This window comes from Hathewaya limosa (assembly GCF_030815255.1).
Taxonomy (GTDB): Bacteria; Bacillota; Clostridia; order Clostridiales; family Clostridiaceae; genus Hathewaya; species Hathewaya limosa.
Map to the genome: position 1 here is coordinate 80526 of NZ_JAUSWN010000005.1, position 25942 is coordinate 106467.

The window sequence follows — 25942 nt, forward strand, 5'->3', positions numbered from 1 at the left end:
GTAGAAGAATTTGAAAAAGAAATTATTAATTGAATTATTTATATATGCAACTATTGTAATAGTAGGACTTATATTACTCTTTACTTATAAACCTAAACAAAAATCTATAGATATACCATCAGATTATAAAATTGAAAGGAGTGATAGCAGTGCTTTTGTATCTTTCAAGCAATGAAAATATAGAGATATTTGATTTTTTATCAAAAGAAAAAGGTATGGTTATAAAGAAGCTATCAGGGGAATTCTATTTAAAAAAATTTGTAATTCATGATATGAGAAATCTCAGTCATTACGCATATTTTGTCATTGATGTAAAAGCTCTTAAGGATACCGAAAATGAAATAATTGAGGCAATAATAGCTTTTAAAACTATGTATGATTCTAGAATTATTATTTTTGCAGAAGGAATGGATAGACAGGATGAAATTATATCAAAGCTTATAGAAGAGAAGATTTATAACATTGTAATATCTAAAGAAATACCAGAGATTAAAAATGAAATTTTAAAATGTATAAGTGATGAGGGAATGATAGAGGATGAGTGGATAGAGCAAAATGACATAAATCAATATTTAAAAGAACCCTTTAAAAATCAATATGTATTTAAGCATAAAAATATAAAAATAGCAGTTGCAGGAGTATCATCAAGAGTTGGTACAACTACAACTGCTTTTAATATAGCAAGATTTTTATTTGAGATAGGAGCTAAGGTTAGTTATACAGAAGCTAATAGCAATGAGCATTTAAAAGAAATTGCAGCATACTATGAATTTTTAAAAGTGGAGAATTATTATAAGTACAGAGGAATTGAGTATTATCCTAACAAGCAATTTCCTAATGGATATAACTTTAATGTTTTTGATTTAGGAAACTTAAATAAAGGGAGTGCAGCAATATTTAAAAGCTGTGATATTAAAGTGTTATGTAGTGGAAGTAAACCTTATGAGATTATAGATACTTATGAGACAACTAAATTTATTCAGGAAGATAACTATAATATTCTTTTATCTTCAATATCTAATGAAGATAACTTAAAGATAAGAAAAAGCTTTGATAATGTTAAAGCTAATATCTATTTTGGGACATATTCTCCAAGTTTATTTGATGGAAAAAGCAATGAAAAAATATATAGAGATATAGTTAAAGATTATATTGTTGAGATATAGTTGGGGGAGGAAATTGTAATGAAAAAAGGTGAGATACTTGAGAAAGTATACAAATCAAAGCTACCAAGCAGAGCAAAACAAGTAATGTTTTATCTTATAAATAGGGCTAATGCAGAAGGAACTTGCTTTCCTTCTGTAAAAACCATAGCTAGTGATTGTGGTGTGTCAGAAAGGACAATACAAAGAACTATGAAGGTTCTTATAAAAGAAGGATTCCTAATTAAGGAGGAAAGATACAGGGATAATGGTGGACAAAGTTCTAATCTTTATAAGCTGAAAATAGATTTTGAAAATGATAATGTTAAAATTAATGATAATAATAAGGATTTTGAAGAGGAAAATGCGATAGATCAGGAAGAAAATAAAACTGACATAGAGGGTATTGAAGCAGTTAGTTTTGATTACTATAAAGAAGAAAAAAGTGATGTAGAAAATAATTTAGAGAAAGAAAACAATGACATATTAAATATAGTAATTATTACTTGTTTGAAGAAGATAAACTGTATATATAAAAATAAATTTCGTCCCATGATTTTTTATAAAGTAGGTAAAAAAATTAAGCACAGTAGAAGAATACCAACATTAAATTTACTATGTCATAGGGTGGGGGACAATTTGTATCCTCCATGAACTATATAATATAAGGTTTATAAGGATATTGAAAAATAAGTATAACTTAATATATATGATATCTTATAAATAGATAGTGAAATATAAAGTGATATGTCTAAATTTACTATAATTCTATATTAGGAGGAATTTCTGATAAGAATTTATATATACGATGATGTTTTGTAACTTGTGCAGAACTTGAAGATATTATTTTATATTTTCAGAAACAAATAAGATAACTGAATTTTATGTAAAAATTCAACATATTGTTGAACAATTTATAAACTTTAAAATATAGGCTATAGGTATATAAAAGACTTTCAAGAATCCATATTATAAATAAAAAGTTCATCCTCAACAGCGCAAAATCCTGGGAAAGGACTTTTCTATAAACTAAGCTATTTTAATACTTATATAAAAATGTTATAATTTTTGATAGAAAGTAAAAAAACAAAAACTTTTATATTTCAACATCAAAATGAATTTTTAGGTATACATTTTTTATCTACAAGATTTCTACATTACCTATAAGGATTTGAAACCCTTCATAAGTTATCTTAAAAACATCTTTAATTTCACCATTTTTATAATATCTACAAGGAATTGGTGTTAATATGGGATGATAAAACCTTATATTTCAATACATAAAATTATATTACTTATGTAATTTTTGGGGTTTACATCAAAAGATCAAAATATTGAAAAATTCAACTTGATTTAAAGAGGAGGTTATTAAATTGACCGATAATTTAAGAAAAGAAATAAAATCGAAAATTCAAAATGGTGAGTTCAATTGTGAAAAAGAACTTACATTATCAATAATTAGTGGAAAATGGAAGGTTGTAATATTATGGCATTTAGGACATGAAGGAAAACATAGATTTAGTGAATTACAAAAACTTTTTGCTAAGATATCTCACAGAATGTTGAGCAATCAATTGAGAGAATTAGAGGAAGACGGAATAGTTTATAGAAAAGTTTTTCCACAAGTTCCACCAAAAGTAGAATATTCTCTAACAGAACTTGGAATGACTTTAATACCAATTGTGGATATGCTTTATGAATGGGGTAAAAAAAGAATGGATGAGATAAAAAAGGAAATTGAAGATATATAAATTTCAATCTAGAAAAGCTGTAATGGAATTAACTTTATTTGGGACAGTAGATATATTTGTGTAAACTAAAATTTATCTATTCTCTCATTTATTTTTCATAATGTATAATTAATTCTTGTTTTTTCTTAAAATTACACACTTACTTCTATATTAGTTAGCGACTCTTGGGAATAAAGGTGGTAAAATTCATTTAGAGTTATATATCTTAAACATGAATGTAATCTTCTATTATTATAAAAATTAATAAAATTCTTTACTATACCATATGCTTCTCTATAATTCTGAAATTCATTACTTTTAAAACATTCATCTTCAAGTATTCTGTGGCAAGATTCCACATGTGCATTTTTATTTGGGGTTTTACTGATATTCTTTCATGATGTAATTTAAATTCTTCACAACAGCATTCTTTAAATTTATAGATTATAAATTCTGGCAAGTTATCGGTTCTTATAACAGGTCTTGTAGAATCTTCTGCAAACATATCCTTTCTAATTAGGCTTTTCCTTAGAATCCTTGACTTCACAATTAAAACCTATATGATAATCTACGAAGATATATATAATATTTAGCATATAGAAAAATTTATCTTCTCCTTCAATGTACCTATATTTTATATCCATTTCTAACAATTGGTTTGAACTTGTTATAATTCTGTTAGCAGCAATGTTTCGCTTAACTTAAGGTTTTATAACCCTTTGATTCTTTAGGATATCAAGTTCTTTGCATAATATATACCTTTAATTCTTTTGTATAACTTATGTCTCTCATAAGTTACCTACAATCAGTTTTTTATTCTATATAATTCAAAAGCAATTGGCCAAATATTCTTAAGGATTTAAGAGTAATCTGCCTAACCTAATGTAGCCAATCCAATATGATATCCGAGTTTTTTGTGTCTAAATTAAGACACTCCACCCAGTCCATAAGTAACTATAAAATAACTATATTACAAATAAGTGCATTCTATACTATATGAAATAATAATAATATAATACTTTATGTAAGTTAAATAATTAATAAATGGAGGAAAAATTTATGAAGAAAAAAGTGTTATTTATTATCCCGCCGGAGCGTTTCAACGAGGATGAATTAAATCAACCAAAGGACATATTAACAGATGCAGGAATAGAGGTTACTGTAGCAAGCACAATAACTGGTGAAATAACTGGTGACTACAATGGTAAAGCTGTCTCTACTTTAGTTTTTTCATCTGTAGATGTAAATGAATATGATATTGTTGCAGTTATAGGTGGTTCAGGTACAATTGATTATTTATGGGGCAATAAAATTCTAATTAAATATTTAAAAGATGCTCATGAAAAGAATATTATTGTAGCTGGTATTTGTGCTGGATCCGTTGCTGTTTCTGAAACTGGATTGCTTTCTGGACGTACAGGAACTTGTTATCCTGTTGATATTATGAAAAATAAGATAAAAGAAAACGGCGTAACTTATTTAGAACAAAATGTTGTGAAACATAATAATATAATTACAAGCAATGGACCAGAAGGTGCAAAAGATTTTGGAAATACATTACTGAGTTTGTTTGTATAATACATCATAAGAAAGTAAATTGGTATTATAAAAATTAAATTTTATTATTATGTTTAAATTATAAAAAGGTAGGAATATTCAATGATAAAAGTAGTTGCCAATTTTTTTGTTCAAAAGAATAAAATTAATGAATTTATTGAATTGTCCAAACAACTTGTAGAAATGTCAAGAAAAGATAGTGGGTACATAAAGTATGAATTATATCAAGATAATCAAAACCCTAGAATTTTTGCAATAATTGAAGAATGGGAAAATAAACAAGCTTTAGATGAACACTTAAATTCTAAACATTTCATCAGAATTGTTCCAATATTAGAAACACTTGTTTCGAAGAAAATAGAAATAAATGTATATAATAAATTAATTTAAGAAACTTATTCTAATTTTTAAGAGTCAAAAATTTACAATATAGAATTATTTTAAAACAATGAAGCCACTTGATTATTTAAGTGGCTTCAAGACTATTAGTTTTAATTTTCTAGTTAATGAATTAATAAACTAATTTTATATGAAATTAACTGAAATTCCTAGATGATTGTATCGATTTTACAATAAAAAGCATCGTTTTTGAAAAGAATATTGAAAATAATTAAATTAAAGTGTAGTTTTATAATGGTTGTTTTTTTGATATTCATTATTAGTACATAAGGCATATTTTATAAAGGTGTGTTACATAAAGAAGAATTAAGTGTTTTGAAGGGAGGACGTTAAATGGATGTGAAACACATAAATCCACTTATAGATTCTTGTTTAAATATAATGCCTCAGATTGGTTTTAAGTAGATTAAAAAGCAAGGTATTAGTATTAAAGAGAAGACTATAAATATCTTAGGTGTAATGCTAACGTTAGGATTAGTTGGAGATATCAAAGGCATTGTTAGCTATTATTTTCATGAAGGAAGTGCTAACTTTACTGAAATTGGAATAAATTACAATATTTCCACACCGATACTAATGTATGGAGGCAATTTTTAAACAAAGACCAATATTATAAAATTTTATGTATAAATGTTTTACTTGATGACATACCTATGGAAATTAATATTGCATTTGAAAATGTTTAAATGATAAGTATTACATATACAAAATAGAAGTTGGTTATTAAATTTTTTAGTGACAATATTATTCATAAATAGATAATAAAACCAATAGATAATATAAAAAGTAGAATGAAAAGATTGCAAGTGTTGAAGGGGATTTAAGAAAGAGGATATGTATAACTACAAAAGATGAAATAGGAGAACCTTCATTAGAATTATAGGTTAAAACTATGATTACATCTAATACACAAGGTGTTTTGTATGTTTTTAAAACACCTTGTATTATTATTAACATATATGAATGTATCTATACCATTTCACTTGTTTGTTCAAGTTTCATATACATTTTTTCTTGTTGTTTTGTGGTGAATTGGAAGTAAATTTCAGTATTAGAAACAGACTTATGTCCAAGCCACCATTGAAGTTCTTTAATATCCATTTCCGATTCAGCTAAATGAACAGCAGTTGTGTGTTTAAGGGCATGAAAGTGATGTTTACTTTTATCGCTTATATTGGCTATTTTACAATATTTTTTCATTAAATAATCCAAAGTTTGCCTAGAAATAGGATTGTTTTTTTGGCTTTTAAATAATATTTCACAATTACAGGATGTTTTATAACTACTTATGTATGTATCAAGAGCTTTTTTAGTTTTAGGATCAAGCCTTATGGTATTGTTATTACTACCTTTTAATCTTCTACAGTAAAGAGCTCCATTATTTTCATTGTAATCATCTAGCTTTATAAGAGCAATTTCAGAGGCTCTTAAGCCACACCTATAAGCCACCCTAAATAATGCTAAGTCCCTAACGGCATGAGAGCTATCAGAAGACATAATTGCATTAAAAAATTTAGTTGCTTCTTGTTGTGTTAAATATTTCATTTTGTTGTCGGAATTTTTTTGCATAGTTGTTCTCCTTTGGATAATTGTACAAAATAAATATTTTGTATAATTAATTATACCAAAAGATAGAAAATAATCAAACTTTTTATGAAAAAAATTCGACTTAATAGCATATAATGGTTTATTTTGCCTAAATCTAAATAATATATTGGGAAAAATGAAACAAAATGTAATAATAGCAAATTTAGATAATACTGAATTGAATAAATTTTATACAAAATATTTATTTTGCCTAATCAATAATACAAGCTATTAATTCAAATGTAAATATAAAAAAGCAAACTATAAAGGAACTATTATCCATAGGAAATTAAATAATAAAACTTAAGATTTGCATTTTATTTTTCTAAATTAAACTTTATCTATTAATTCAAATCCCAAGAATGTTATCGATTTTGCAATGAAAATTATCAATTTTGAGAAAATTACTTAAAGTAACCAAATAAAGGTGTAACCTTTAAAGGTAAAAAATAGAAAGTTTATATGATAAATACATTTGTACATATTTAGGAGGAGATAAAAATGAATTTTTTTAAAAATCTTAAAATATCCATCAAGTTGGTAACAAGTTTTTTTATAGTTATCTTTTTAATGGTTATTATTAGTACAGTAGGCATATTGAATATGAGCAAAATCAACAAGTCAACTAATGGGTTATATAATGACAATATAGTTGGAATTACATCAATTAATACTATAAATAAGAATTTATTAACCATTTACCATGAAACTGAATTAATGATGTATATTAAAGATAGTAATAAATTAAATGAAATGACTGAAAACATTAAAAACCTTGTAGCAGAAGATGATAAAGAAGTTGAAGTGTATAAAACAGCAATTACCAAAGATGAAGATAAAAAATTAATGGATGAATTTGAAAAAAGATTGGTAGTTTATAGAGTAGCTAGAGGAGAATATGTGAAATTTATTAATGATGGAGATATAAGTAAAGCGACAAATAAATTACCTGAAGTTGCTAAAAAGAGAACTGACATGATGGAAGTATTAGACAAGATGGTTGAACAAAATAAAAAATGGGCTAAAGAAGCTATTAATACTAACAAAGATATATTTAATGACTCACTTAAATTAAGTATTGGAATTATAGTATTTTCAATTATATTATTAATTGCAGGTGGATTATTAATAATAAGAGCTATAACAAAACCATTAAATAATATAAAAGCTTTAGCTGAAAGATTATCTAATTATGACTTTTCAACTCCGATAGTAATAGGAAATGCTGATGAATTTGGACAAACAGGAGAAGCGTTGAATAAGGCGCAAGAAAACGTAGGTTCTTTAATAAAAAGTGTTATGGATAGTGCTCAAGAGATAAGTGCATCTAGTGAGGAATTATCAGCAACTGTTGAGGAAATGAGTTCAAAATTTGAAGATATAAATGCCTCAACAAGAGAAATTAATTCTGGAGTACAAGAAACCAGTGCTACAGCGGAAGAAGTCTCAGCATCAATGCAGGAGGTAGATTCTAGTGTTTCCGTATTATCAAGTAAAGCTGTAGATGGAAGCAGTAATGCCATTGAAATAAAGGATAGGGCAACTAAGGTTGAACAGGATAGTAAATCAGCAGTTAAAAACACGAGAGTGATTTATATTGAAATGGAAAAAGAAGTTTTAAAGAATATTGAACAGGGAAAAGTTGTTGAAGATATTAAAGTTATGGCAGATACCATTGCAAGTATAGCAGAACAAACTAATTTATTAGCACTTAATGCAGCTATAGAAGCAGCAAGAGCAGGAGAACAGGGAAGAGGCTTTGCTGTAGTTGCAGAGGAAGTAAGAAAACTGGCAGAACAGTCTTCAATTACTGTAGAAAATGTTAAATCTACTATAGAGAGAGTACAGGGAGCTTTTCAAGATTTATCTAAAAATAGTAGTGGATTATTAAATTTTATGAGCGATAAAGTAGTTCCACAGTTTGAAGGTTTTGTACAAATAGGGGAGCAATATCAGAATGATGGAAGTTTTGTAAATGATATGTCAGAAGAATTAGCTTCTATGACAGAAGAAATTTCAGCAACCATAAACCAAGTTAGTGAAGCAGTTCAGAATATGGCAGAAATGGCTCAAAGATCTTCAGAAAATTCAAATGGAATACAAGAAAGTGTTAATGAATCTACTAAAGCTATGGAGCAAGTAGCACATACAGCTCAAAATCAAGCAGAGCTTGCTCAGGAACTTAATGAAATGGTTCTAAGATTTAAAGTTTAAAATTATGAAGTTATTTACAGGGTGAAAAGAAGCAAATTAACAGAATTAAAAAGTAATAAAGGAGCAGTAATATGGTTAAAAAATCTAATGATAGAATAAAGAAAAGATTATTTAAGTCATATCTAGGAATGTTTATTTTGTTTTTTATTTCAATTATAGTGATTACTTTTGTTTCGTTTATGGGGGCTAAAAAGACGTTAACAAAATTAGGGGAAGAAGCTTTAAAAAATAGAATTAATATGGGTATTGAAATGATGGACATGCTAGAAACTCAAGTTGAAAATTCTAAGATAACAAGAGAGGAAGCACAGGAAGTATTTAGAACTAAAATGCTAAATAAGAAAAGCAGTGATGGTAAGACTAGAGGATTAAATAAAAAACTAGAGCTTGATATTGAAGCATATATGTATGCTATAGATAGCAATGGAAATGAAAAGATGCATCCTTTTAAGGAAGGAGAGAATATTTCAAAGGTAGTTGATAATAAAGGCCAAAATGTTACTAAACTTATTATTGATGAAGGGAAAAATCCTAAAAATGGGGGTATAATAGCATTTTCATGGAAAAATCCCGGAGAAAAGAAAGCTAGAGATAAGGTAAATGTAGTAGCTTATTATGAACCTTGGGATTGGTATTTAAATGTAGGGTGTTATTATCAAGATTTTTATGGAAACATAGTATCTATATTTGTCGATATACTTATAGTAACTGTGGTTATTTTATTATTAAGCATATTTCTTATAAGATCTATAATATCCAAGAAAGTTGAACCATTAAATAAATTAATTGAATTAATGCAAAGAATAGGTGATGGGGATTTAAGTTCTAAAACAGATGTTAATTCAAAGGATGAATTAGGATATATGGCTAATATATTAAATAATACCTTAGATGAAATAAAATCCATAATAGTAAGTCTTAAAAGTGTTTCAGAAAAAATAAATGAAAAGGTTAAGTATGTAAATGAAGCTAGTGAAAGCACTCTTGAGGCATCTCATCACATAACAGAAGCAATAGAAGAAATTACTTGTGCGGCAGGGGATACCACAAGGGATATGGAAGTAAGCGTTAATGCAGGAAGACTTAACTCTAATGTGCTAAACATATTAAAAGATTTAGAAGAAAAAAGTTCAGAAAACTTTAATTTATCAGAAGAAACTGCTAATAATATGAATTTATTAACTGAAAAATCAAATACAATAGTAGAGATAATAAATACCATAGAAAATATATCTAAACAGATTAATTTATTGGCATTAAATGCGTCTATTGAAGCATCGAGAGCAGGGGAAGCTGGAAGAGGTTTTGCGGTAGTGGCTCAAGGAATAAAGGATTTGTCATCACAAACAGAGGAGGCTACAATTCAAATAAATGAACATATAAATGAACTTATAAAAGCAATTGAATATTCAGGAGAAAGTGTTATAAAAACAAAACAATCTTCAGAAATTCAAAGAAATACTATAAAAGAAACACAAGGTATCCTTAAAGAAGTTATAAGATTTATAGAAGAGATTCCAAAACATATAAAAAACAATGTTGATAAAATAGAAGAAACTTATAACAAAAAGGATATGGTAAATAACTCTATGAATTCAGTACTAAGTTTAACACAAGGCATATCAGCAGCTACAGAAGAAATAGCATCCTCAATAACAGAGGTCAATAGGAATATATCAGAAATAGATGACATGATAAAAGATTTAGATAATAATGCAAATGAGTTAAGTCAAAAATCAGATAAATTCAAAGTATAGAAAAATACAGTTTTTTATAATTATATATTTAAATATATAGTTATATGTAGTGAGCTGAAGCAATGGAGGGGTATATGGAGTACAAGGGAGTTAAAAAGAAATTTTCATCAATGGATTTTTATAATATAGACTTTTCTATTGAAAATTTTAAAAAGATATTTAACGAAAAATTATCAGATAAAAAGGACGTGGCAGTAATACTCGCATCTATATCTAATCTTAAGCACTATAACTATGTATTAGGGTATGAATATGGTGATTATATATTAGAAAATGTTTTTGATAAGATAAATAATTTTATTAAAAAAAAGGGGATTATTTGTAGATTCGGAGGAGATACATTATTAATACTTTTGTATGAAAAGTCTAGAAAAAATATTATAGATCTATTAAAAGGAATCATAAATGACTTTAATGATCCTATTGAAATTGGTAATGAAAGAATAAGAATTCTATTTAATATGGGGATAGTTCAATATCCCCGTGATTCTAAAAGCCTCGATGATATTTTTAAATATGCTGAAATAGCGTTAGATTACTCCCAAAAAGATGGGCAAGATATTTACAGATTTTTCACATCCGATATGTATGAAAACAATAATAGAAGATGGGAACTAGAAAATGATGTTTTGAATGCTATAAGTAATGAGGAATTTATTTTATACTACCAGCCTCAAGTAGATATTTCTAAAAACAAGGTATGTGGAGCGGAAGTGCTTTTAAGATGGAATCACCCTAAATATGGAGTACTAACACCTATAAATTTTATTGATTCAGTTGAGGAAAATGGGACAATAAGGGAAATAGGTAAATTTATTTTTAGTGAAGTTTGTAATGAAATAAATAAATACAAAAGCTTAGTATATGATGATTTGAAGATGTCTATAAATATATCGGAAAAACAATTGTCAGATGATTCATTTTTAGATTCTATAAAGAACATACTTAAAGAAAGTAAAATAAATGGCAAATTTATTAACATAGAGATGACTGAAAGACTACTGGTAAGCCCTACAGATAAAACCTTGCATATTCTTAAGGAATTAAGAAATATGGGAATTGGAATTTTAATTGATGACTTTGGAACGAAATACTCATCTTTAAATTACTTGTGCAACTTGCCGATAACTGGAATAAAAATAGATAAATCATTTATAGATAAAATCTCAAATTTCGACAAAGAGTTTATTGTTATCAAACATATAATTAATCTTGCACATGAATTAGGGATTGAAGTCATAGCAGAGGGTGTAGAGTATAAGGAACAATTAGATTGTTTGATTAATATTAATTGCAATAAAATTCAAGGATTTATTTTTGGTAAGCCTATGCCATTACAAGATTTTATAAAACTAGTTACTTCAACATTCTATCTTAAATTAAAATGAATACACCTATCTTATAAAGCGGGTGATGAATTGTTATTTAGCGTTAGATAAGTAAATTTTCTTATATAAATATTAAGATAAAAGAAAAAATAGTGATTTTATCATTTTTATAGCGTAATATCCTTATAGATGATCGCAGAATTGAAAATTTAAAAATGTTGATAACTTTTGAGAATTTACTTAAAAACCTAAAAAAAGAGCATGACAAAAAGCCTTTTGATAAAAAGGCATGCGTAGCATGTGGACTGATGTTTAATTGTGGATATATTAATTAAGCAGCTATTTTAAGAAGTTATTTATACTTCTAATATATTAAATATTATTTATGGCGTAAAGCAGTATAACATTTATAAGTTTAGAAATAGCAGTTAGATATAAATCAGCATGCATAGTTGATCTTAGATGTTCGATACATGGATTGAATTTAAAAGAAGATAGGCATCGTACAAATAGGATAACTTTCATGCCATTCTGGAGAATTTATTTGAACACCTGGATAAAGTCTAAAATCGTTATGGGGATAAACGTAAGTCATGGATCACTTTTTTTATAAGCAGATGGATTTTAACATGTATGATAGCATTTTCATTGATTATCTTTACGAGATTTTGGGTAGGTAAATTTAAATCTTAAGCTTCTGTTTTTGCCTTTACAAGAACCTCCTGATTTACAAGAATCTTTAGTTAAAGTGCAAAGAGTGATAACTTTAATATCATACTCTAAATCTCCAATCTTACTATTAGCTTGATTTCGAGGATTAAGATGAATAAATACTTTTTTCAAAAATGGAAAAATTACTAGATTTAATGAAGCATTATCATAAAAATATTTTTGTTCTCTTTCTCTATATTCTATTAGTTTGTGTGGTAACATTTATTATTTCATAGTGGAGGAAAATATAAAAAACTAACGACTAAAAAGTTAGGCGAAGCAACGCTTGCGGAATTCCGGAAGCCACTAATAATATCCTTAAAAAAGGAGGAATACATATGCCTAGAAAACCTACTAAAAAAGTATTGTTTGGTATTCAAAAACAGCAACTTAAACATTTAACTGCTAATGAATATAAGGTTCTTAGAGAATTATGTGTATTAACTAAAAATATATACAACGTAGCTTTATATAATGTTAGACAATATTATTTTACTGAAAAAAGTTTTTTAGGTTACAATAGCAACTATCAGCTTTGTAAGTACAATAAGAATTATCAAATGCTTAATAGTAATTCAGCTCAAAAAATTATGAAAATTGTTGATAGAACCTTTAAGTCTTTTTTTGCATTAATTCAAATGGCTAAAAAAGGTGAATACCAATATAAAGATATCAAATTACCTAAGTATATACCCAAAAATGGATTCTTTAATTTAATATTTGGTGAGTTTAATACTTCTAAAAATAGGTTTACTGTACCTATGTCTCCTGCTTTCAAAAGATTATATGGAAAAGTTGAGATTAATATACCGTCTAATTTAAAAGACAAGAAGATTAAAGAGGTTAGAATACTACCTAAAGGTAATGATGCAAGGTTCTTTGAAATTCAATGGATTTATGAAATTCAAGAATTCAAAGGAAATTTAGATAAAAGCAATATACTTGCCATTGATTTAGGTATAGATAACTTATGCACTTGCATTACCAATAGTGGTAAGGCTTTTATAATTGATGGTAAAAAACTAAAATCAATAAATCAATGGGCTAATAAAGAAAATATAAGAGTTCAAGGTATAAAAGATAAGCAAAAGATTGAGAAGACTACTAAAACTCAAAGAAAACTATGGAGTAAAAGGCAAAATAAAGTTAATGACTATCTAAATAAAACTGTAAAAACTATTATAAATTATTGTATAAGTAACAATATAGGTACTATTGTTGTTGGATACAATCCTACTATTCAAAGAAAAGTTAATTTAGGTAAGATTAATAATCAAAACTTTGTTAATATTCCAATAGGTATTATAAGGGAAAAACTAAATTATCAATGTCAAAGATATAATATAAACTTAATAGAACAGGAAGAAAGTTATACGTCAAAAGCTGATTTTTTAGCTAATGACAGTATGCCTATTTATAATGCTTTTGATAAAAAGGTTTATATTTTTAGTGGTAAAAGAATATCAAGAGGGCAATATAAATCATCAACAGGGGTTATATTAAATGCAGATATTAATGCTTCTCTTAATATAATGAGAAAAACCAATACAACCGATATTGATTTAATTTACAAAGAATACTTAAATCCAATAAGAATTAAAATAGCTTAAATGTAAACTGATAGTAGAAATACTTACAGTATAGGGCGTACTTGGACACGCTGAAAGGAATAAGGTTTCCTAATTATTTAGGTTTACAATAATAACAAACTTCCTTATAAAAAAGAATCTCTAACCTTAATGTAGGGAGGTGGGGAGGGTTCAAAAGAATAAAACTAATTAAACAACACATTTATTAGTAGAAGATAGGATTTTAATATAATGAAAGTAGGTAGAAGTATATAGGATGTTTCATAGTAAATTAAGAAACTGTTGCAAGGAATCTTTATTATGTAAAAAGAGTACTAAATTAAGGGTTGTTATATATTTGATTTTAGTAGTGATATCAATAGAAATTTCTTATTTTAAAATTTCTTCAGCTATTCAAAGAGATATAGGTGAAAAAGCCATACTTGTTGTAGAAGATTTGACCAAATGTATCACTATAGATGAAAAGGAAATTAACCGATTACTTTCTTTAGATTTAAATCAACTAATAAAAGATAATATAAATCTAAAATTTGAAAATAAAGCAAGAGATTTAATGAAATATTTAGATATAAAATATATTTATGTTATATCTGCAATACCTGATTCACAAGTAAGATATACGGTGGAGAAAGGCGAAGAAAATTTATATAATAAACCAGAAGGAACACCCTTAAATGCTGTTTATTTACTAGATGCTGTAATAAGTGATATTGAAAGAAATAAGGATATGACTGATGGAAAGTATTCAAAAAAAGATAGATATACTGTCATTGATAATGAATATACTAAGGTTTATAAGAATAAAAAACCAACATACTTTTTGAATAAAGATAAATGGGGAGAATATTTGACGGCGTATGTTCCGTTTTATGATACTAGTGGAAAGTTTATAGGGGTTATGGGAGTTGATATTTATCTTAAACGATATCTAAGAGTACTAAATAATAACATGTTTAGTGTGGTTGGAATTAGTATAATTAACATTATCATTATTATAATTGCAATAATTGAAATAATTAAACTAAGAAACGAAAATTACTCTGTTAATAAGAAAGTAGAAAAACTGTCAGTATGTTCGCTAACTTATGTATTAAATAGAGGAAGTTTCATGGAGAAATTTAAAGATGAGTTTGATAATAGTAAGAAACAGAAGGGACATTTAGCTATAATATTCATAGATGTGGATTATTTTAAAGAATACAATGATAATTATGGACATATTGCAGGGGATAAAGTCTTGATAAAAGTAGGTGAAAGTGTAACTAGAGTAATAAATAAATACTCGGGAATTGTGGGAAGGTATGGGGGAGATGAATTTATTGTACTCTTAAGTGAGGTAGAGGCTTCGGAAACGGAAGCTGTGGCTACAGAAATTTCAAAAGAAATAAATAAGCTAAAAATAAAAAATGAATACTCTCCAATTAGCAAATATCAAACAGTTAGTATTGGTGTTGCTAGTATTATTCCGACTAAAGAAACAATAGAAGATTTAATAAGTTATGCAGATAAAGCATTGTACAAAGCTAAAAGAGAGGGAAGAAACCGTACATGTGTATGGATAGAAGACTTTAAATAGATAATAATAACAATTATAAATAATAGAAATAATTTAATGGAGTCACATAGTTTTTATGTGGCTCTTCTTTTTTGGGTAAAAGGTAGGCATAAGGGATGGACAATATTTCAACAAATAAAAGACAATAAGAATTTATTAGAGGGGAGCCATAGAGCTTCCTTATTTTTGTGGAAGGAGTAGAAAAATGTCTGAAAAAATAAATGAAAACAATAATTATGAAAAAGTGATGGAGTTCATGAAGGAAGAAGAAAGAAAGGAAAAAAATCATAATAGGAGATATTACAGACATAACATTTCACTTGAGTATCTACAAAAACAAAATGTACCCGTAGAATTCCAATATTTAAAAAGTGGGTTTGGCTATGAAAAGGAATTTGATGAGCCATTAGATTTTATTGACTTAATTAAAAATCCAGAGTTAGCAAAAGCCTTAAAAATTTTAAAACAATTAGATATAAGAGTTATTGAACTTAAGTATAGATTAGGATTTTCACTATACGAAATTTCTTTGAAATTAGGAATAAAATATGATGCAACTAAAAAAATACATATAAGAGCTTTAGCAAAGCTTAAAAAATTTTTAGATAAAACTTAAAAAATTTTAAAATATTTGTCCCTTTTTTTGTTCTCGCGTGGCTATATAATAAGCAGGTAATTTAGTTAGTTTTATTGTTCTTTGAAAACTTAATATAGAAAAATATTACTATGTAGCTTCAATAACCTAAAAGAAACATTACTAGACTTATATAACATTTAAAATGTTAAAAAAATAACATAAACTGTCTTAAAACAGAAAGAAAACACAATATATTGATTATTATTATATTGAAAATCAACATATTGTGTATAAAGTTCATTTTAAGACAGTTTTTATATAAAAATAAAATGCAAGGAGGAATAAAATGACTAAGAAATTAGAGGATTTAATAAAAATACCAACAGAGATTAAGGATAATAAAAAGCACTTTTATCATAATACAAAGATTTTATTAAAAATGTATCCAAAAGTATTATGGAAGATAAATAATGAGCTTGATGATATTTATGAAGAATGTTCACAATGTACAACCTTATCATTAAAAGAATTTATAGATATTTTGGATGAAGATATAAATAAATCAAGGTTAGAAGAACGTCTTAAAAATATAATTTATAGTAATTCCATTGTTAAGGTTATTGATAGAGCTATGGAAATTTTGAAGAGCTATCCATCAAATGGAGAAATTTATTATGAATTATTAAAACATTCATTTATGGCAGTAAATAAACCTGGAGAATCTAATTTATTAGAACAATTTTCTATGTCTAGGAGCACTTATTTTAGAATGAAAAGAGAAGCTATTAATTTATTAGGAATAATTTTATGGGGATATGAATTACCAAGAATTATTAATATGATTTAATAATATTTCAATTCTAAAATATTGAGACTAAATAGGCACTATCTTGGTACGGACACTACACTTTAATACTGTTAACATATATACAATAGGAATATTATGGAGTCTTGAAAGTCCTGAAATGCTAATTAAAGCATGGAAGGGCTTTTTTTATGCCATAAATTTCTAAACTCAATATAAATAATCTCAAAAAGAGTCGTGCGATTTTTCGTACGGCTCTTTTTGGGGTTTAAGAAGGAAGGAGTAGTTAATAGTGTTAAATGAAGAAAAAGAAGAAAAGTTTTTAGAGATTGAGATGGTTATTGAAGAAGAGTTAAAGAAAGAAAAAAACAATGAAAGGAGGTATTACAGACATAATATTTCTCTTGAATATTTAGAAAATCTTAATGTGCCAGTAGGGATTTTTTGTGAAAAAGATAGTACAAGCTTTAATAAAGAAATGGAAGCTTTATTTGACTTTATAGATTTAATAAGCAATGAAAGATTGTTACAGGTTTTAAAAAAAATAAATGAGTCAGATTTTAAATTATTAGAACTTAGGTACAGATATGGTTTTTCTCTAAATGAAATAGCAATAAAGCTACAAATTAAAAATACTACTGCGAGGCAAAGGCATATAAGAGTTTTAGCAAAGTTAAAATCAATGATTGAAAAAAATATATAAATATTTCTTTAAAAATGTAACATTTAAGCTTATTCCAAGGCTATATAGTGAGGGCATTTTTATAAGTGCTTCAAAAGCTCCTTGAAAACTTAATATACGGTATATCAGGAGAACTACCTTTGCTACTAGAAATGGTAAGCAACAGAAGCAGAGCGCCATGAACATTATGTATGCGAGCGATTAAAACTGGCTTTAAATAGTCTGTGGAAAGACTAATTGCGATGATAAGCAAAGGGATAAATAATGATACTTCTGCCTTGAACGCTTATCGGCATTGGGCAGCCCACAAGGAATGATGGGATAACGCTCATTTGGCTTGAGAACTTATAGCCATGTTAGCTTATATGATGTTTTTCTAAAAACAACTTGATATATCCCCTTAAGTTGTATCAGGGAGGTTGAGAACAAATATGATACAAAAAATTACTGTTTAAGCAACTTGCTTGACAGCAGAAACTATGCGGTGGAGTTTGAATATTTAATATCCACCGTATTCTTGTGCTGTCAGGTATTGTACATATAATATGAGGAGAGAAGATTATGTATGATATAAAAATAGTAGATGAATTTAATTTAAAAAAGTACATTGAAAATCATAGAATTAAGGGAATATATAAATATCTTTTTACTTTTGATAAAAGCTATATTTTTATTATGAAAGAAAATAAAAATATCAATACTTATTATGTAATTTCTAGTATAAGCAATGTTATGGTATCTATTTTAAGAAGCAAAAATGAGTATTCAGATAGTATAAGAAATAAGCTCATAGAAAAATTTATTAATACACCTTATTATGAAATGACTCTTAAAGATGATCCACAGGACATGATTGAATTTATTTTTACAAAGCTTATGGCTGAAAATGGGTTTAAGGTTAGAAAAAATCAAATAGAACTTTCTAAAGTAATGTATAAAGGTATTAAAAAGAATCATATTGAAATTTGTGAAGCAGCAGTAGGAATAGGTAAGACTTATGCTTATATAGTGGCTAGTATTGTATATGTTCTTTATGAAAGACATAGAAGAATTAAATCAGGATTGTATACAGCTTTAAATAATAAAGAGATAGCAATTCCTTGTGTTATTTCAACATCCAGTATTGAATTGCAAAAAGCTATTGTAACAACATATGTACCTATATTATCTAATATTTTAAAGAAGAATAAGATTATAAAGAACAATTTAAGCGCAGTTTTAAGAAAGGGTAAGGAGCATTATCTTTGTGTTAATAGATACAATAGATTAATAAATTATATAAGAAATAGTGAAAAAGCTGTGGACAAAGAGTTATTGATAAAGTTAAATGAACTTGGAATTCTACATAATGGAATTGACTTAGATAAATATAAGGGGTTGAAGAATCATGTTATTCAAAAGATTAATGTTCCTAAAGGTTGTGGCAGTTCTTGCCCCCACTTTAATGAATGCAAGTATATAAAGTACATGGATTATCTTAAATCCTCAAAACATGATTTTCAAGTATGTAATCATAACTACTATTTGGCTGATTCAGTTAAACGATCATTAGGTAAAAGAACTCTTATTCCAGAACACTTTGTAGCAGTTATTGACGAAGCTCATAAATTGCCTGAGGCAGCTCTTCAAATACTTGGAGAAAGCTTTGGAAGTGAGGATATAACTGTAATGAGTAACATTTTAAATAGTAGTTTAAAAGGTAATAAGACATATTTGAAAAAAGCTAAAGAAAAATTACAACAGCTAAGCACTTTAAGAAATAAGTTTTTTAATAGTTTAATATCTAAAATAAATATAGATATGATAGGAGAAGAAGAGTCAAAAATAAATATAGAAATAGAAAGGTATGAAAAAAATATACTTTACAATATGTACAAAAACATTATTAATATTAAAAGGTATTGTGAAGAAGATATTTCTAAAGGAAGAAGTTTGGAAATTATGATTGAAGAAATTGAGAAAAAAATTAAAGTTTTTATGAATACAAATAAAATCACTTGTTGGCTTGAAAATCCTAAAAGTAAGAAATTAATTAGTCTTTGCGGTACACCTATAGACATAGAAGAGCAGCTCAATAAAATATTATGGAAAAATGGTATTCCTAAAATATTGACTTCAGCCACATTATCTGACGACAGAGGTTTTAAATATTATAAAAGTAAAGTTGGAATAGATAAGGTAAGCAAAAATTATTTGGGGGAAATTAGTTTACATTCATCCTTTGATTATAGAAGTAATACCTTGTTATATATCAGTGAAAATATTCCTTTTCCCAATAAACAAAGTGAGGAATATATTAAAGTCTTAGCAGACGAAATAATAAAAATAGTGGAAGCTACTTTTGGACATGCAGTAATTCTATTTACTTCATATTCTTTAATGTCTAAAGTATATGAAGTAGCACGTCATAAAATAAATTATACAGTTATGAAAATGGATAAAAGTGAAAAAAACATAGTAGAAAAATTTAAAAATAGTAGAAACGGAGTTTTATTTGCTACAGGCTCCTTTTGGGAAGGGGTAGATTGCCCTGGGGATATTCTTTCATCACTTATAATAGTAAATCTGCCATTTCCAACACCGACACCAATTCTTGATTATAAGAAAAAACAATATGAAGAGCTAAGCCAATTTATTGAGCAGATTATATTTCCAGAGATGCTTATTAAACTAAAGCAAGGTATGGGAAGACTTATAAGATGTGAAACAGACACAGGGCTTATTGCTATTTTAGATTTTAGAATAAGTAAGAAAGGTAAGTATCGAAAAAGACTACTTGAAGCTCTTAAAGAATATAGAGTAACAGATTCTATTCATGATGTTGGAAGATTTTTCAGAAAAGTTAAAAAAGAAGAATATTTTTTATAGCAATATAAAGCAGTTACAGAGGTAGCTGCTTATTTTTGCTTGTTATTAAAAAGAAGTTAGGGGGAGATTTCTTAATGGATAACAATATAAAATATAGTGTTCAGTTAGCTATGTTAAATCAATTGCTTGGGCTCAAACTTATTACAGATAAGGAATATAACACGATTAAAATGGAGTTGATGAAAAAATATAATATTATGACAATTAATGCTTGATTCATTGTGTATTCAGATATATAATTAAAACTAATAAGCTGTGGGAATACACTTTGTGAGGAGCGATTTGAATGGTGGATGTTAAAGTAATAAAAGCAAGCTCAGGCAGAATTGATAGACGTAATGCAAAAGTAATAGATAGATTGAGAGTTGGGGCTTACTGTAGAGTAAGTACTGATTCAGAAGAACAATTAAACAGTTACAATTCTCAGGTAGAGCATTATAGAAATATGGTTGAAGCTAATCCACAGTGGAGTCTTGTTGATATTTATGCTGATGAAGGCATAAGTGGCACAAAAACAGATAAGAGAGCAGAGTTTCAAAGAATGATAAATGATGCAGTAGATGGGAAGATTGATTTAATAATAACCAAGTCAATTTCAAGATTTGCTAGAAATACTTTAGATACTTTGAAATATGTAAGATTATTGAAGGATTATAACGTTGCAATTTTATTTGAAAAAGAAAATATCAATACTTTAACAATGAATGGAGAAATGTTATTAACTATCTTAAGTTCACTAGCACAACAAGAAAGTGAATCTATTTCAACTAATGTAAAAATGGGACTAAAAATGAAAATGAAACGTGGAGAGCTTATAGGTTTTAATGGCTGCTTAGGATATGATTATGATACAGTAAATAAAGTAATAACAGTAAATAAAGAAGAAGCTAAAATAGTCAGATATATTTTTAAAAGATATATTGAAGGTGTAGGATGTTTTGTTATTGCAAAAGAGCTTACACAATTAAAATATAAAACTAAAAAAGGAAATACTAATTGGAATGATAGTTCAGTTAGAAGAATTATAACTAATGAAAAATACAAAGGAGATTTATTATTAGGAAAGACTTTTACTGTTGACCCAATATCCAAAAGAAGACTTGATAATATGGGGGAAGAAGAGAAGTATTATATAAGTTCTAATCATGAACCTATAATATCAGAAGAAGTATTTAATGAAGCTCAAAAAATACTTGAAAAGCGTAGTGCAAAGAGTAATAACAAAGGAAGAGGAGAAAAGTATAGTAGAAAATTTGCTTTTAGCAGTAAAATAGAATGTGGCTTTTGCGGTGGCATAGCTACTAGACGTAGATGGCACAGTAGTACAACTCACGAAAAAACTATCTGGCATTGTTATGTATCTACTAAAAAAGGTAAAAAGTATTGTCCGGACAGTAAAGGAATAAATGAGAAGATTATTGAGAACGCTTTTATTGAAGCATTTAATATGTTTTGTCTACAAAATAAAGATATAGTTACAGAATTCATGGAAACTGTAGAAAATACTCTTAATAACACTAATACAGCTAAAGAATTAAAAAGAGTTGAAAAAGAAATAATTTCTTATGAAAATAAGCTGAAAAAGTTAGTGGATATGAGAATTGATGAAATAATTGATAAAGCTACTTATGAAATTAAATTCACAGAGCTTTCTACCGCATTAGAAAAGTTTAAGGCTGAAAAAGTTGATTTAGATGCTTCTAATGAAAATAACATTGATATTAAAAAAAGAATAAATAGTTTTAGAAAAGTATTTGATAGTAATAAACCAATTAAAGAATTTGATAGAATAGTTTTTGAAAGTGCAGTTAATAAAATTATTTTAGGTGGAACCGATGAAGATGGAAATAAAGATCCATATATGATAACATTCATATTTAATTCTGGTATGAGTCATTCACTAAAAGGTAAACATGTGTTAGAATTAGATGTAAATAAAAATGACGAAGAAGTATGTTCCTATAGAGAATGCGACACAAGACAAGTCAAGAAATATTTCTTAAAATAGTAGGTGGGGCATAGTTAGAAGGAATCAGCAAGGGAAAATACTAAAAGAATTTTGGGATATAATAAGGACAAAGATGAAAATTTGATTATAAAGGAATAATAAGCAAAAGTTTCAAGAAGAATATATAGCCATTATCAAAAATATACAGGAGATGCACTTCTCCAAAAGACCATAACAACAGACTTTCTAACACATAAAAGAGTAAAAAATAGAGGGGAGGTTCAGCAGTATTATGTGGAAGATAGTCATTCAGCAATCATTTTAAAAGAAACATTTCAAAAGGTTCAAGATGAAATAAAGAGAAGAGCAAATCTTGTAGGATACTCACAAAAAACTAAAAGCAGATATACAAGTAAATATGCCTTTTAGGAAAGATAATATGTAGCAACTGTGAAAGTAAGTTTAGAAGAAAAAGATGGGGGACATGTGAGAAATATAAAAAGTATGTGTGGCTTTGTGTAGATCAGATCATATAGACAACGGGGTTAAGGATTGTAACATAAAAGCAGTAAGTGAAGAAAAGTTAAAGAATGCTTTTGTAAAATCCATAAATAAGATTATTAACAACAAAGAAGATTTTATTAAAAAGCTTATGAAAAATATAAATATGGTTTTAGAAAGTCAAGAAGATGAAGCAGGTAAAGGTTATACGTAGTTTGGTTAAGGAGATATTGTAATTTAAGAAATAGAGGCAAAGGGTACTACTATGGTAGGTGTAAAATACTTACTGTAGTAGATTTTTATTTTGTAGAATAATGTATAAATTTGATGAACTGAATTAATGTTAAAATAATGTAAAAATATGTACAATTAAATTGTAGAATTATATTTGTCTATGGTGGTGAAAAATATAATGAAAATAATTTTGAGTAGAAAAGGCTTTGATTCTAAGGCAGGAGGATATCCAAGCCCTTTGTTTATAGATGAAAAATATCATGTATCGTTACCTATACCAGAAGACATAGGGGGAAACTCTGTTGATACAGAGATAACTTACAGTGATATTTATTTAAAAGAAGGAAATACATATGCAGATGTTATGGATTCATTAGGTATTAAAGGTTTTGAAAAGAGATATGTACATTTAGATCCAGATGTAAATGCTAGTACTAAGAAAAATCGTGATGCTGACTGGAGAGGCATATTTGGGCAATGTGGTACATCACAATCGCATTTAGCAAATCAAAAGGTTGAAGAAGGAGATTTGTTTTTATTTTTTGGATGGTTCAAATATGTAAAGAAAATAAATGGCAAATATACATTTGTAAATAAAACAGATAAACAAGTTATATGGGGATACCTTCAAGTAGGTAAAATTGAGAGTATTTCAAAACAAGAAAACTATGAGGAATGGAAACTTAGTCATCCTCATTATCATGATAGGAATAGGAAAAAAAATACGGCGTATATTGCTAGAGAAAAATTAAGTTTTAACAGTACATTGCCGGGTTATGGTTGGCTTAATTATGATGAATCATTAGTGTTAACTTATGGTGGGCAGAGTAATAGATCACTATGGAAACTACCTCGGTTTTTTCATCCACAGTTTAATACAAAAATGACATTTCATGAAAAATTAACTAGTCCCAAAGGAAAGCCAATTTGGCAATTAAAAGATGAGTATTGTCTATTGCAGACTGTTGGAAGAGGACAGGAGTTTGTGATAAGTGGCAATTCAGAGGTAGAAGAATGGGCTAAGAAGTTGATTAAATAAAACTATTATATAGTTTAAAATAGTAATATATAAATTTTTATTTATGTAGTGTATAAAAAATTATAAAATAAGAAGTTGTAAATACGGGAATATAATAGTAAATTATTTATATAGCATCATAATAAATAGTGATTTATGGTTAAGTTAATTCGTAATTGTATTATTATATGAAGAAAATAGGTATATAATCAAACATAAATGTAAATTAGGAGAATAAGGGGATAATGAAAAACGAAAGTAAAATATCAAAGAATAAAAAAAAATTAACCGGTGTGCAAATAAAACGTTTAGAAGAATTTAATAAAATCCGTGAAGAGTTGGTTGAACAAGGATATAAAGAAAAACAGTTAAATGTAAGTGCTTTAAGAGCAAATATCATGGTGTTAGTAACTACAGGACCAATTGCTGTTATTTTTTATTTATTATTTTTAATAATTTATGGAGAAAATTATAGATATATGAGATTAGATATAGTATTTTGGCTTATTGTATTTCTAGGAGTTGTGGTACATGAATTAATTCATGGAATTACGTGGGCAGTTTTTTGTAAAAAAAAGTGGAGAGCTATAGGATTTGGAGTAGATTGGGCAACACTTTCACCTTATTGTTGTTGTAATGAAGGTCTTGCATTTAAAAAATATGTTTTGGGTTGTATAATGCCCACTATTGTTGTAGGATTATTACCATATATTATTGGATTAATATTAGGAAATTATTTTTGTACTATGTTTGGGGTAGTCAATATTATAGCAGGCGGTGGAGATGTATATGTTTTATGGTTGATTCGTAAGGTAAAGAATGCGATAATAGTCGATCATCCTTATTTAGTAGGATGTGTTGCATTTGAAAAATAGTTCAATCTAAATGAGTATAATCTTTAGTTTTAATTAAGACGTATTATTAACTAATTACAATTAACCTAACAATGAATTCTAATTTATTAAAGGCTGTAGAAACATAATTTAATGTATAAATCTTTTATATTATGGGTAAAAAAGCAAAGTTATATTAATTCTATAACTTTGTTTTTTTATGCCTATAAATAAGAAAAATAAGGTGATATATTGATATATATTTCAATCTTGTAGAAGCTATGTTCGAAATAATTAGAAGGTTGAAATATGAAGAAATTAAAAGAAATAATTTTCATATAAAATACTTAAAGTTAAAATTATACAAATAATTATTGACAACAAAACTGAAAAGAATTAAACTAAAAGTATACCAATTAAGTAGAGTTTTAGAGGAGATAATATGAAAATAACTCAAGAAGCTGATTATGGTTTACGCGTAACACTTTACCTATCTAAGTTAGAGTATGGAGCAAAAGTGGATGCAGCAACTATTGCAGAACATGAGAATCTTCCTCGTAGGTTTCTATTAAAACTGCTAAGAAAACTGATTGCAGTTGGGATTATTAAATCCTATAGAGGTATTAATGGTGGGTATTCTCTTAATAGACCACCAGAAGAAATTACACTAAAAGATGTCATAGAGGCCATAGATGGTCCAATATGTTTAAATCGTTGTATACTGGATCCGAGCTTATGTACTGCTAAAAAAGGTACAAAATGTGAAGTACATAGAGCTATTAGTGGAGTTCAAGAAAATCTTGTTTTGCAATTATCAAAAATTAATTTTAAAGATTTAAAAGAAGGGGAATATTAATTCCCTTTTTAAATAATTAAAACTATACCAAAAAGGTATAGATAAGGAGGA

Annotated in this window: 27 protein-coding genes; 23 read left to right on the top strand and 4 right to left on the bottom strand. The window is 27.2% G+C overall.

Features of this window, described 5'->3' with window-relative positions; all coding sequences use genetic code 11:
* Window positions 1-10 precede the first annotated feature (10 nt).
* The 4 genes from QOZ93_RS04195 (at window position 11) to QOZ93_RS04210 (ending at window position 2893) form a co-directional block, all read left to right on the top strand.
* Window positions 11-175 (top strand): hypothetical protein, encoded by a 165-nt coding sequence (locus QOZ93_RS04195; RefSeq protein WP_196247236.1) that lies wholly within the window; start codon window positions 11-13, stop codon window positions 173-175.
* Window positions 150-1166, top strand: a complete 1017-nt coding sequence (locus tag QOZ93_RS04200) for a hypothetical protein (protein ID WP_307355215.1) — start codon at window positions 150-152, stop codon at window positions 1164-1166. Before QOZ93_RS04195 ends, QOZ93_RS04200 begins: the two co-directional genes overlap by 26 nt.
* 18 nt (window positions 1167-1184) lie before the next feature.
* Window positions 1185-1796, top strand: coding sequence for a helix-turn-helix domain-containing protein (locus QOZ93_RS04205; protein ID WP_307355216.1), 612 nt, complete (start codon window positions 1185-1187; stop codon window positions 1794-1796).
* A gap of 719 nt (window positions 1797-2515) precedes the next feature.
* Window positions 2516-2893, top strand: a complete 378-nt coding sequence (locus QOZ93_RS04210; RefSeq protein WP_307355217.1) for a winged helix-turn-helix transcriptional regulator — start codon at window positions 2516-2518, stop codon at window positions 2891-2893.
* A 131-nt stretch (window positions 2894-3024) separates the two neighbouring features.
* Here the strand turns inward: QOZ93_RS04210 and QOZ93_RS14065 are convergent, their stop codons facing one another.
* Window positions 3025-3231, bottom strand: a complete 207-nt coding sequence (locus QOZ93_RS14065) for an integrase core domain-containing protein (RefSeq protein WP_422723866.1) — start codon at window positions 3229-3231, stop codon at window positions 3025-3027.
* Entirely contained in the window at window positions 3150-3377 is a 228-nt protein-coding gene (locus QOZ93_RS04215) for a hypothetical protein (RefSeq protein WP_307355218.1), read from the bottom strand. Before QOZ93_RS04215 ends, QOZ93_RS14065 begins: the two co-directional genes overlap by 82 nt.
* Window positions 3378-3931: 554 nt before the next feature.
* On the opposite strand from QOZ93_RS04215, the gene QOZ93_RS04220 reads away from it, so the two are divergent.
* The 3 genes from QOZ93_RS04220 to QOZ93_RS04230 all read left to right on the top strand — a co-directional run bounded on the left by QOZ93_RS04220 (window position 3932) and on the right by QOZ93_RS04230 (window position 5425).
* The gene (locus tag QOZ93_RS04220; protein ID WP_307355219.1) at window positions 3932-4450 is read left to right on the top strand and encodes a DJ-1/PfpI family protein; all 519 of its coding nucleotides are present in this window, start codon (window positions 3932-3934) and stop codon (window positions 4448-4450) included.
* A gap of 81 nt (window positions 4451-4531) precedes the next feature.
* Window positions 4532-4819, top strand: coding sequence for a putative quinol monooxygenase (locus tag QOZ93_RS04225; protein WP_307355220.1), 288 nt, complete (start codon window positions 4532-4534; stop codon window positions 4817-4819).
* 468 nt (window positions 4820-5287) lie between these two features.
* Window positions 5288-5425, top strand: coding sequence for a hypothetical protein (locus QOZ93_RS04230; protein ID WP_307355221.1), 138 nt, complete (start codon window positions 5288-5290; stop codon window positions 5423-5425).
* Window positions 5426-5797: 372 nt separating this feature from the next.
* On the opposite strand, the gene QOZ93_RS04235 is transcribed toward QOZ93_RS04230, so the two are convergent.
* The gene (locus QOZ93_RS04235; RefSeq protein ID WP_307355222.1) at window positions 5798-6397 is read right to left on the bottom strand and encodes a tyrosine-type recombinase/integrase; all 600 of its coding nucleotides are present in this window, start codon (window positions 6395-6397) and stop codon (window positions 5798-5800) included.
* A gap of 519 nt (window positions 6398-6916) precedes the next feature.
* Here QOZ93_RS04235 and QOZ93_RS04240 point away from each other — a divergent pair.
* The 3 genes from QOZ93_RS04240 (at window position 6917) to QOZ93_RS04250 (ending at window position 11774) form a co-directional block, all read left to right on the top strand.
* Window positions 6917-8629: a methyl-accepting chemotaxis protein gene (locus QOZ93_RS04240; protein WP_307355223.1), complete on the top strand. Its 1713-nt coding sequence runs from the start codon at window positions 6917-6919 to the stop codon at window positions 8627-8629.
* 71 nt (window positions 8630-8700) lie between these two features.
* Entirely contained in the window at window positions 8701-10386 is a 1686-nt protein-coding gene (locus tag QOZ93_RS04245) for a methyl-accepting chemotaxis protein (protein ID WP_307355224.1), read from the top strand.
* Between the two features lie 74 nt (window positions 10387-10460).
* The gene (locus QOZ93_RS04250; protein WP_307355225.1) at window positions 10461-11774 is read left to right on the top strand and encodes a putative bifunctional diguanylate cyclase/phosphodiesterase; all 1314 of its coding nucleotides are present in this window, start codon (window positions 10461-10463) and stop codon (window positions 11772-11774) included.
* Between the two features lie 585 nt (window positions 11775-12359).
* Here the strand turns inward: QOZ93_RS04250 and QOZ93_RS04255 are convergent.
* Window positions 12360-12647 (bottom strand): hypothetical protein, encoded by a 288-nt coding sequence (locus tag QOZ93_RS04255; protein ID WP_307355226.1) that lies wholly within the window; start codon window positions 12645-12647, stop codon window positions 12360-12362.
* A 116-nt stretch (window positions 12648-12763) separates the two neighbouring features.
* On the opposite strand from QOZ93_RS04255, the gene QOZ93_RS04260 reads away from it, so the two are divergent.
* The 13 genes from QOZ93_RS04260 to QOZ93_RS04320 all read left to right on the top strand — a co-directional run bounded on the left by QOZ93_RS04260 (window position 12764) and on the right by QOZ93_RS04320 (window position 25891).
* Window positions 12764-14035 carry an RNA-guided endonuclease InsQ/TnpB family protein gene (locus QOZ93_RS04260; RefSeq protein ID WP_307355227.1) on the top strand — a complete coding sequence of 424 codons (1272 nt, stop codon included), beginning with the start codon at window positions 12764-12766 and terminating at the stop codon, window positions 14033-14035.
* A gap of 235 nt (window positions 14036-14270) precedes the next feature.
* Complete coding sequence (locus QOZ93_RS04265) at window positions 14271-15590, top strand: sensor domain-containing diguanylate cyclase (protein WP_307355228.1); 1320 nt, start codon at window positions 14271-14273, stop codon at window positions 15588-15590.
* A gap of 184 nt (window positions 15591-15774) precedes the next feature.
* Window positions 15775-16185, top strand: coding sequence for a sigma-70 RNA polymerase sigma factor region 4 domain-containing protein (locus QOZ93_RS04270; protein ID WP_050607428.1), 411 nt, complete (start codon window positions 15775-15777; stop codon window positions 16183-16185).
* A 307-nt stretch (window positions 16186-16492) separates the two neighbouring features.
* Window positions 16493-16993, top strand: a complete 501-nt coding sequence (locus tag QOZ93_RS04275) for a hypothetical protein (protein WP_307355229.1) — start codon at window positions 16493-16495, stop codon at window positions 16991-16993.
* Between the two features lie 250 nt (window positions 16994-17243).
* The gene (locus QOZ93_RS04280) at window positions 17244-17654 is read left to right on the top strand and encodes a sigma factor-like helix-turn-helix DNA-binding protein (protein WP_307355230.1); all 411 of its coding nucleotides are present in this window, start codon (window positions 17244-17246) and stop codon (window positions 17652-17654) included.
* Between the two features lie 540 nt (window positions 17655-18194).
* A complete protein-coding gene (locus tag QOZ93_RS04285) occupies window positions 18195-20501 on the top strand; it encodes an ATP-dependent DNA helicase (RefSeq protein WP_307355231.1) in 2307 nt (768 codons plus the stop codon).
* A gap of 74 nt (window positions 20502-20575) precedes the next feature.
* On the top strand, window positions 20576-20716 hold the full coding sequence (locus QOZ93_RS04290) for an SHOCT domain-containing protein (protein WP_307355232.1): 141 nt from the start codon (window positions 20576-20578) through the stop codon (window positions 20714-20716).
* 71 nt (window positions 20717-20787) lie between these two features.
* Window positions 20788-22509 carry a recombinase family protein gene (locus QOZ93_RS04295; protein WP_307355233.1) on the top strand — a complete coding sequence of 574 codons (1722 nt, stop codon included), beginning with the start codon at window positions 20788-20790 and terminating at the stop codon, window positions 22507-22509.
* Window positions 22510-22680: 171 nt separating this feature from the next.
* Window positions 22681-22878: a recombinase family protein gene (locus QOZ93_RS04300; protein WP_307355259.1), complete on the top strand. Its 198-nt coding sequence runs from the start codon at window positions 22681-22683 to the stop codon at window positions 22876-22878.
* Window positions 22879-22957: 79 nt separating this feature from the next.
* Window positions 22958-23164 (top strand): hypothetical protein, encoded by a 207-nt coding sequence (locus QOZ93_RS04305; protein ID WP_307355234.1) that lies wholly within the window; start codon window positions 22958-22960, stop codon window positions 23162-23164.
* Between the two features lie 198 nt (window positions 23165-23362).
* Window positions 23363-24223, top strand: a complete 861-nt coding sequence (locus QOZ93_RS04310) for an Nmad3 family putative nucleotide modification protein (protein WP_307355235.1) — start codon at window positions 23363-23365, stop codon at window positions 24221-24223.
* A 224-nt stretch (window positions 24224-24447) separates the two neighbouring features.
* Window positions 24448-25077 carry a DUF3267 domain-containing protein gene (locus QOZ93_RS04315; RefSeq protein ID WP_307355236.1) on the top strand — a complete coding sequence of 210 codons (630 nt, stop codon included), beginning with the start codon at window positions 24448-24450 and terminating at the stop codon, window positions 25075-25077.
* Between the two features lie 400 nt (window positions 25078-25477).
* A complete protein-coding gene (locus QOZ93_RS04320; protein WP_307355237.1) occupies window positions 25478-25891 on the top strand; it encodes an RrF2 family transcriptional regulator in 414 nt (137 codons plus the stop codon).
* The last annotated feature ends 51 nt before the right edge of the window (window positions 25892-25942 follow it).

What these genes read in the sequence shown, in the direction of transcription:
- QOZ93_RS04275 (WP_307355229.1), top strand. Translation starts at nt 16,493, where the DNA reads ATGACTAAGAAATTAGAGGATTTAATAAAAATACCAACAGAGATTAAG.
- QOZ93_RS04205 (WP_307355216.1), top strand. Translation starts at nt 1,185, where the DNA reads ATGAAAAAAGGTGAGATACTTGAGAAAGTATACAAATCAAAGCTACCA.
- QOZ93_RS04310 (WP_307355235.1), top strand. Translation starts at nt 23,363, where the DNA reads ATGAAAATAATTTTGAGTAGAAAAGGCTTTGATTCTAAGGCAGGAGGA.
- QOZ93_RS04250 (WP_307355225.1), top strand. Translation starts at nt 10,461, where the DNA reads ATGGAGTACAAGGGAGTTAAAAAGAAATTTTCATCAATGGATTTTTAT.
- QOZ93_RS04315 (WP_307355236.1), top strand. Translation starts at nt 24,448, where the DNA reads ATGAAAAACGAAAGTAAAATATCAAAGAATAAAAAAAAATTAACCGGT.
- QOZ93_RS04230 (WP_307355221.1), top strand. Translation starts at nt 5,288, where the DNA reads ATGCTAACGTTAGGATTAGTTGGAGATATCAAAGGCATTGTTAGCTAT.
- QOZ93_RS04295 (WP_307355233.1), top strand. Translation starts at nt 20,788, where the DNA reads ATGGTGGATGTTAAAGTAATAAAAGCAAGCTCAGGCAGAATTGATAGA.
- QOZ93_RS04320 (WP_307355237.1), top strand. Translation starts at nt 25,478, where the DNA reads ATGAAAATAACTCAAGAAGCTGATTATGGTTTACGCGTAACACTTTAC.
- QOZ93_RS04245 (WP_307355224.1), top strand. Translation starts at nt 8,701, where the DNA reads ATGGTTAAAAAATCTAATGATAGAATAAAGAAAAGATTATTTAAGTCA.
- QOZ93_RS04220 (WP_307355219.1), top strand. Translation starts at nt 3,932, where the DNA reads ATGAAGAAAAAAGTGTTATTTATTATCCCGCCGGAGCGTTTCAACGAG.
- QOZ93_RS04260 (WP_307355227.1), top strand. Translation starts at nt 12,764, where the DNA reads ATGCCTAGAAAACCTACTAAAAAAGTATTGTTTGGTATTCAAAAACAG.
- QOZ93_RS04240 (WP_307355223.1), top strand. Translation starts at nt 6,917, where the DNA reads ATGAATTTTTTTAAAAATCTTAAAATATCCATCAAGTTGGTAACAAGT.
- QOZ93_RS04235 (WP_307355222.1), bottom strand. Translation starts at nt 6,397, where the DNA reads ATGCAAAAAAATTCCGACAACAAAATGAAATATTTAACACAACAAGAA.
- QOZ93_RS04255 (WP_307355226.1), bottom strand. Translation starts at nt 12,647, where the DNA reads ATGTTACCACACAAACTAATAGAATATAGAGAAAGAGAACAAAAATAT.
- QOZ93_RS04215 (WP_307355218.1), bottom strand. Translation starts at nt 3,377, where the DNA reads ATGTTTGCAGAAGATTCTACAAGACCTGTTATAAGAACCGATAACTTG.
- QOZ93_RS04225 (WP_307355220.1), top strand. Translation starts at nt 4,532, where the DNA reads ATGATAAAAGTAGTTGCCAATTTTTTTGTTCAAAAGAATAAAATTAAT.
- QOZ93_RS04290 (WP_307355232.1), top strand. Translation starts at nt 20,576, where the DNA reads ATGGATAACAATATAAAATATAGTGTTCAGTTAGCTATGTTAAATCAA.
- QOZ93_RS04265 (WP_307355228.1), top strand. Translation starts at nt 14,271, where the DNA reads ATGTTTCATAGTAAATTAAGAAACTGTTGCAAGGAATCTTTATTATGT.
- QOZ93_RS04285 (WP_307355231.1), top strand. Translation starts at nt 18,195, where the DNA reads ATGTATGATATAAAAATAGTAGATGAATTTAATTTAAAAAAGTACATT.
- QOZ93_RS04270 (WP_050607428.1), top strand. Translation starts at nt 15,775, where the DNA reads ATGTCTGAAAAAATAAATGAAAACAATAATTATGAAAAAGTGATGGAG.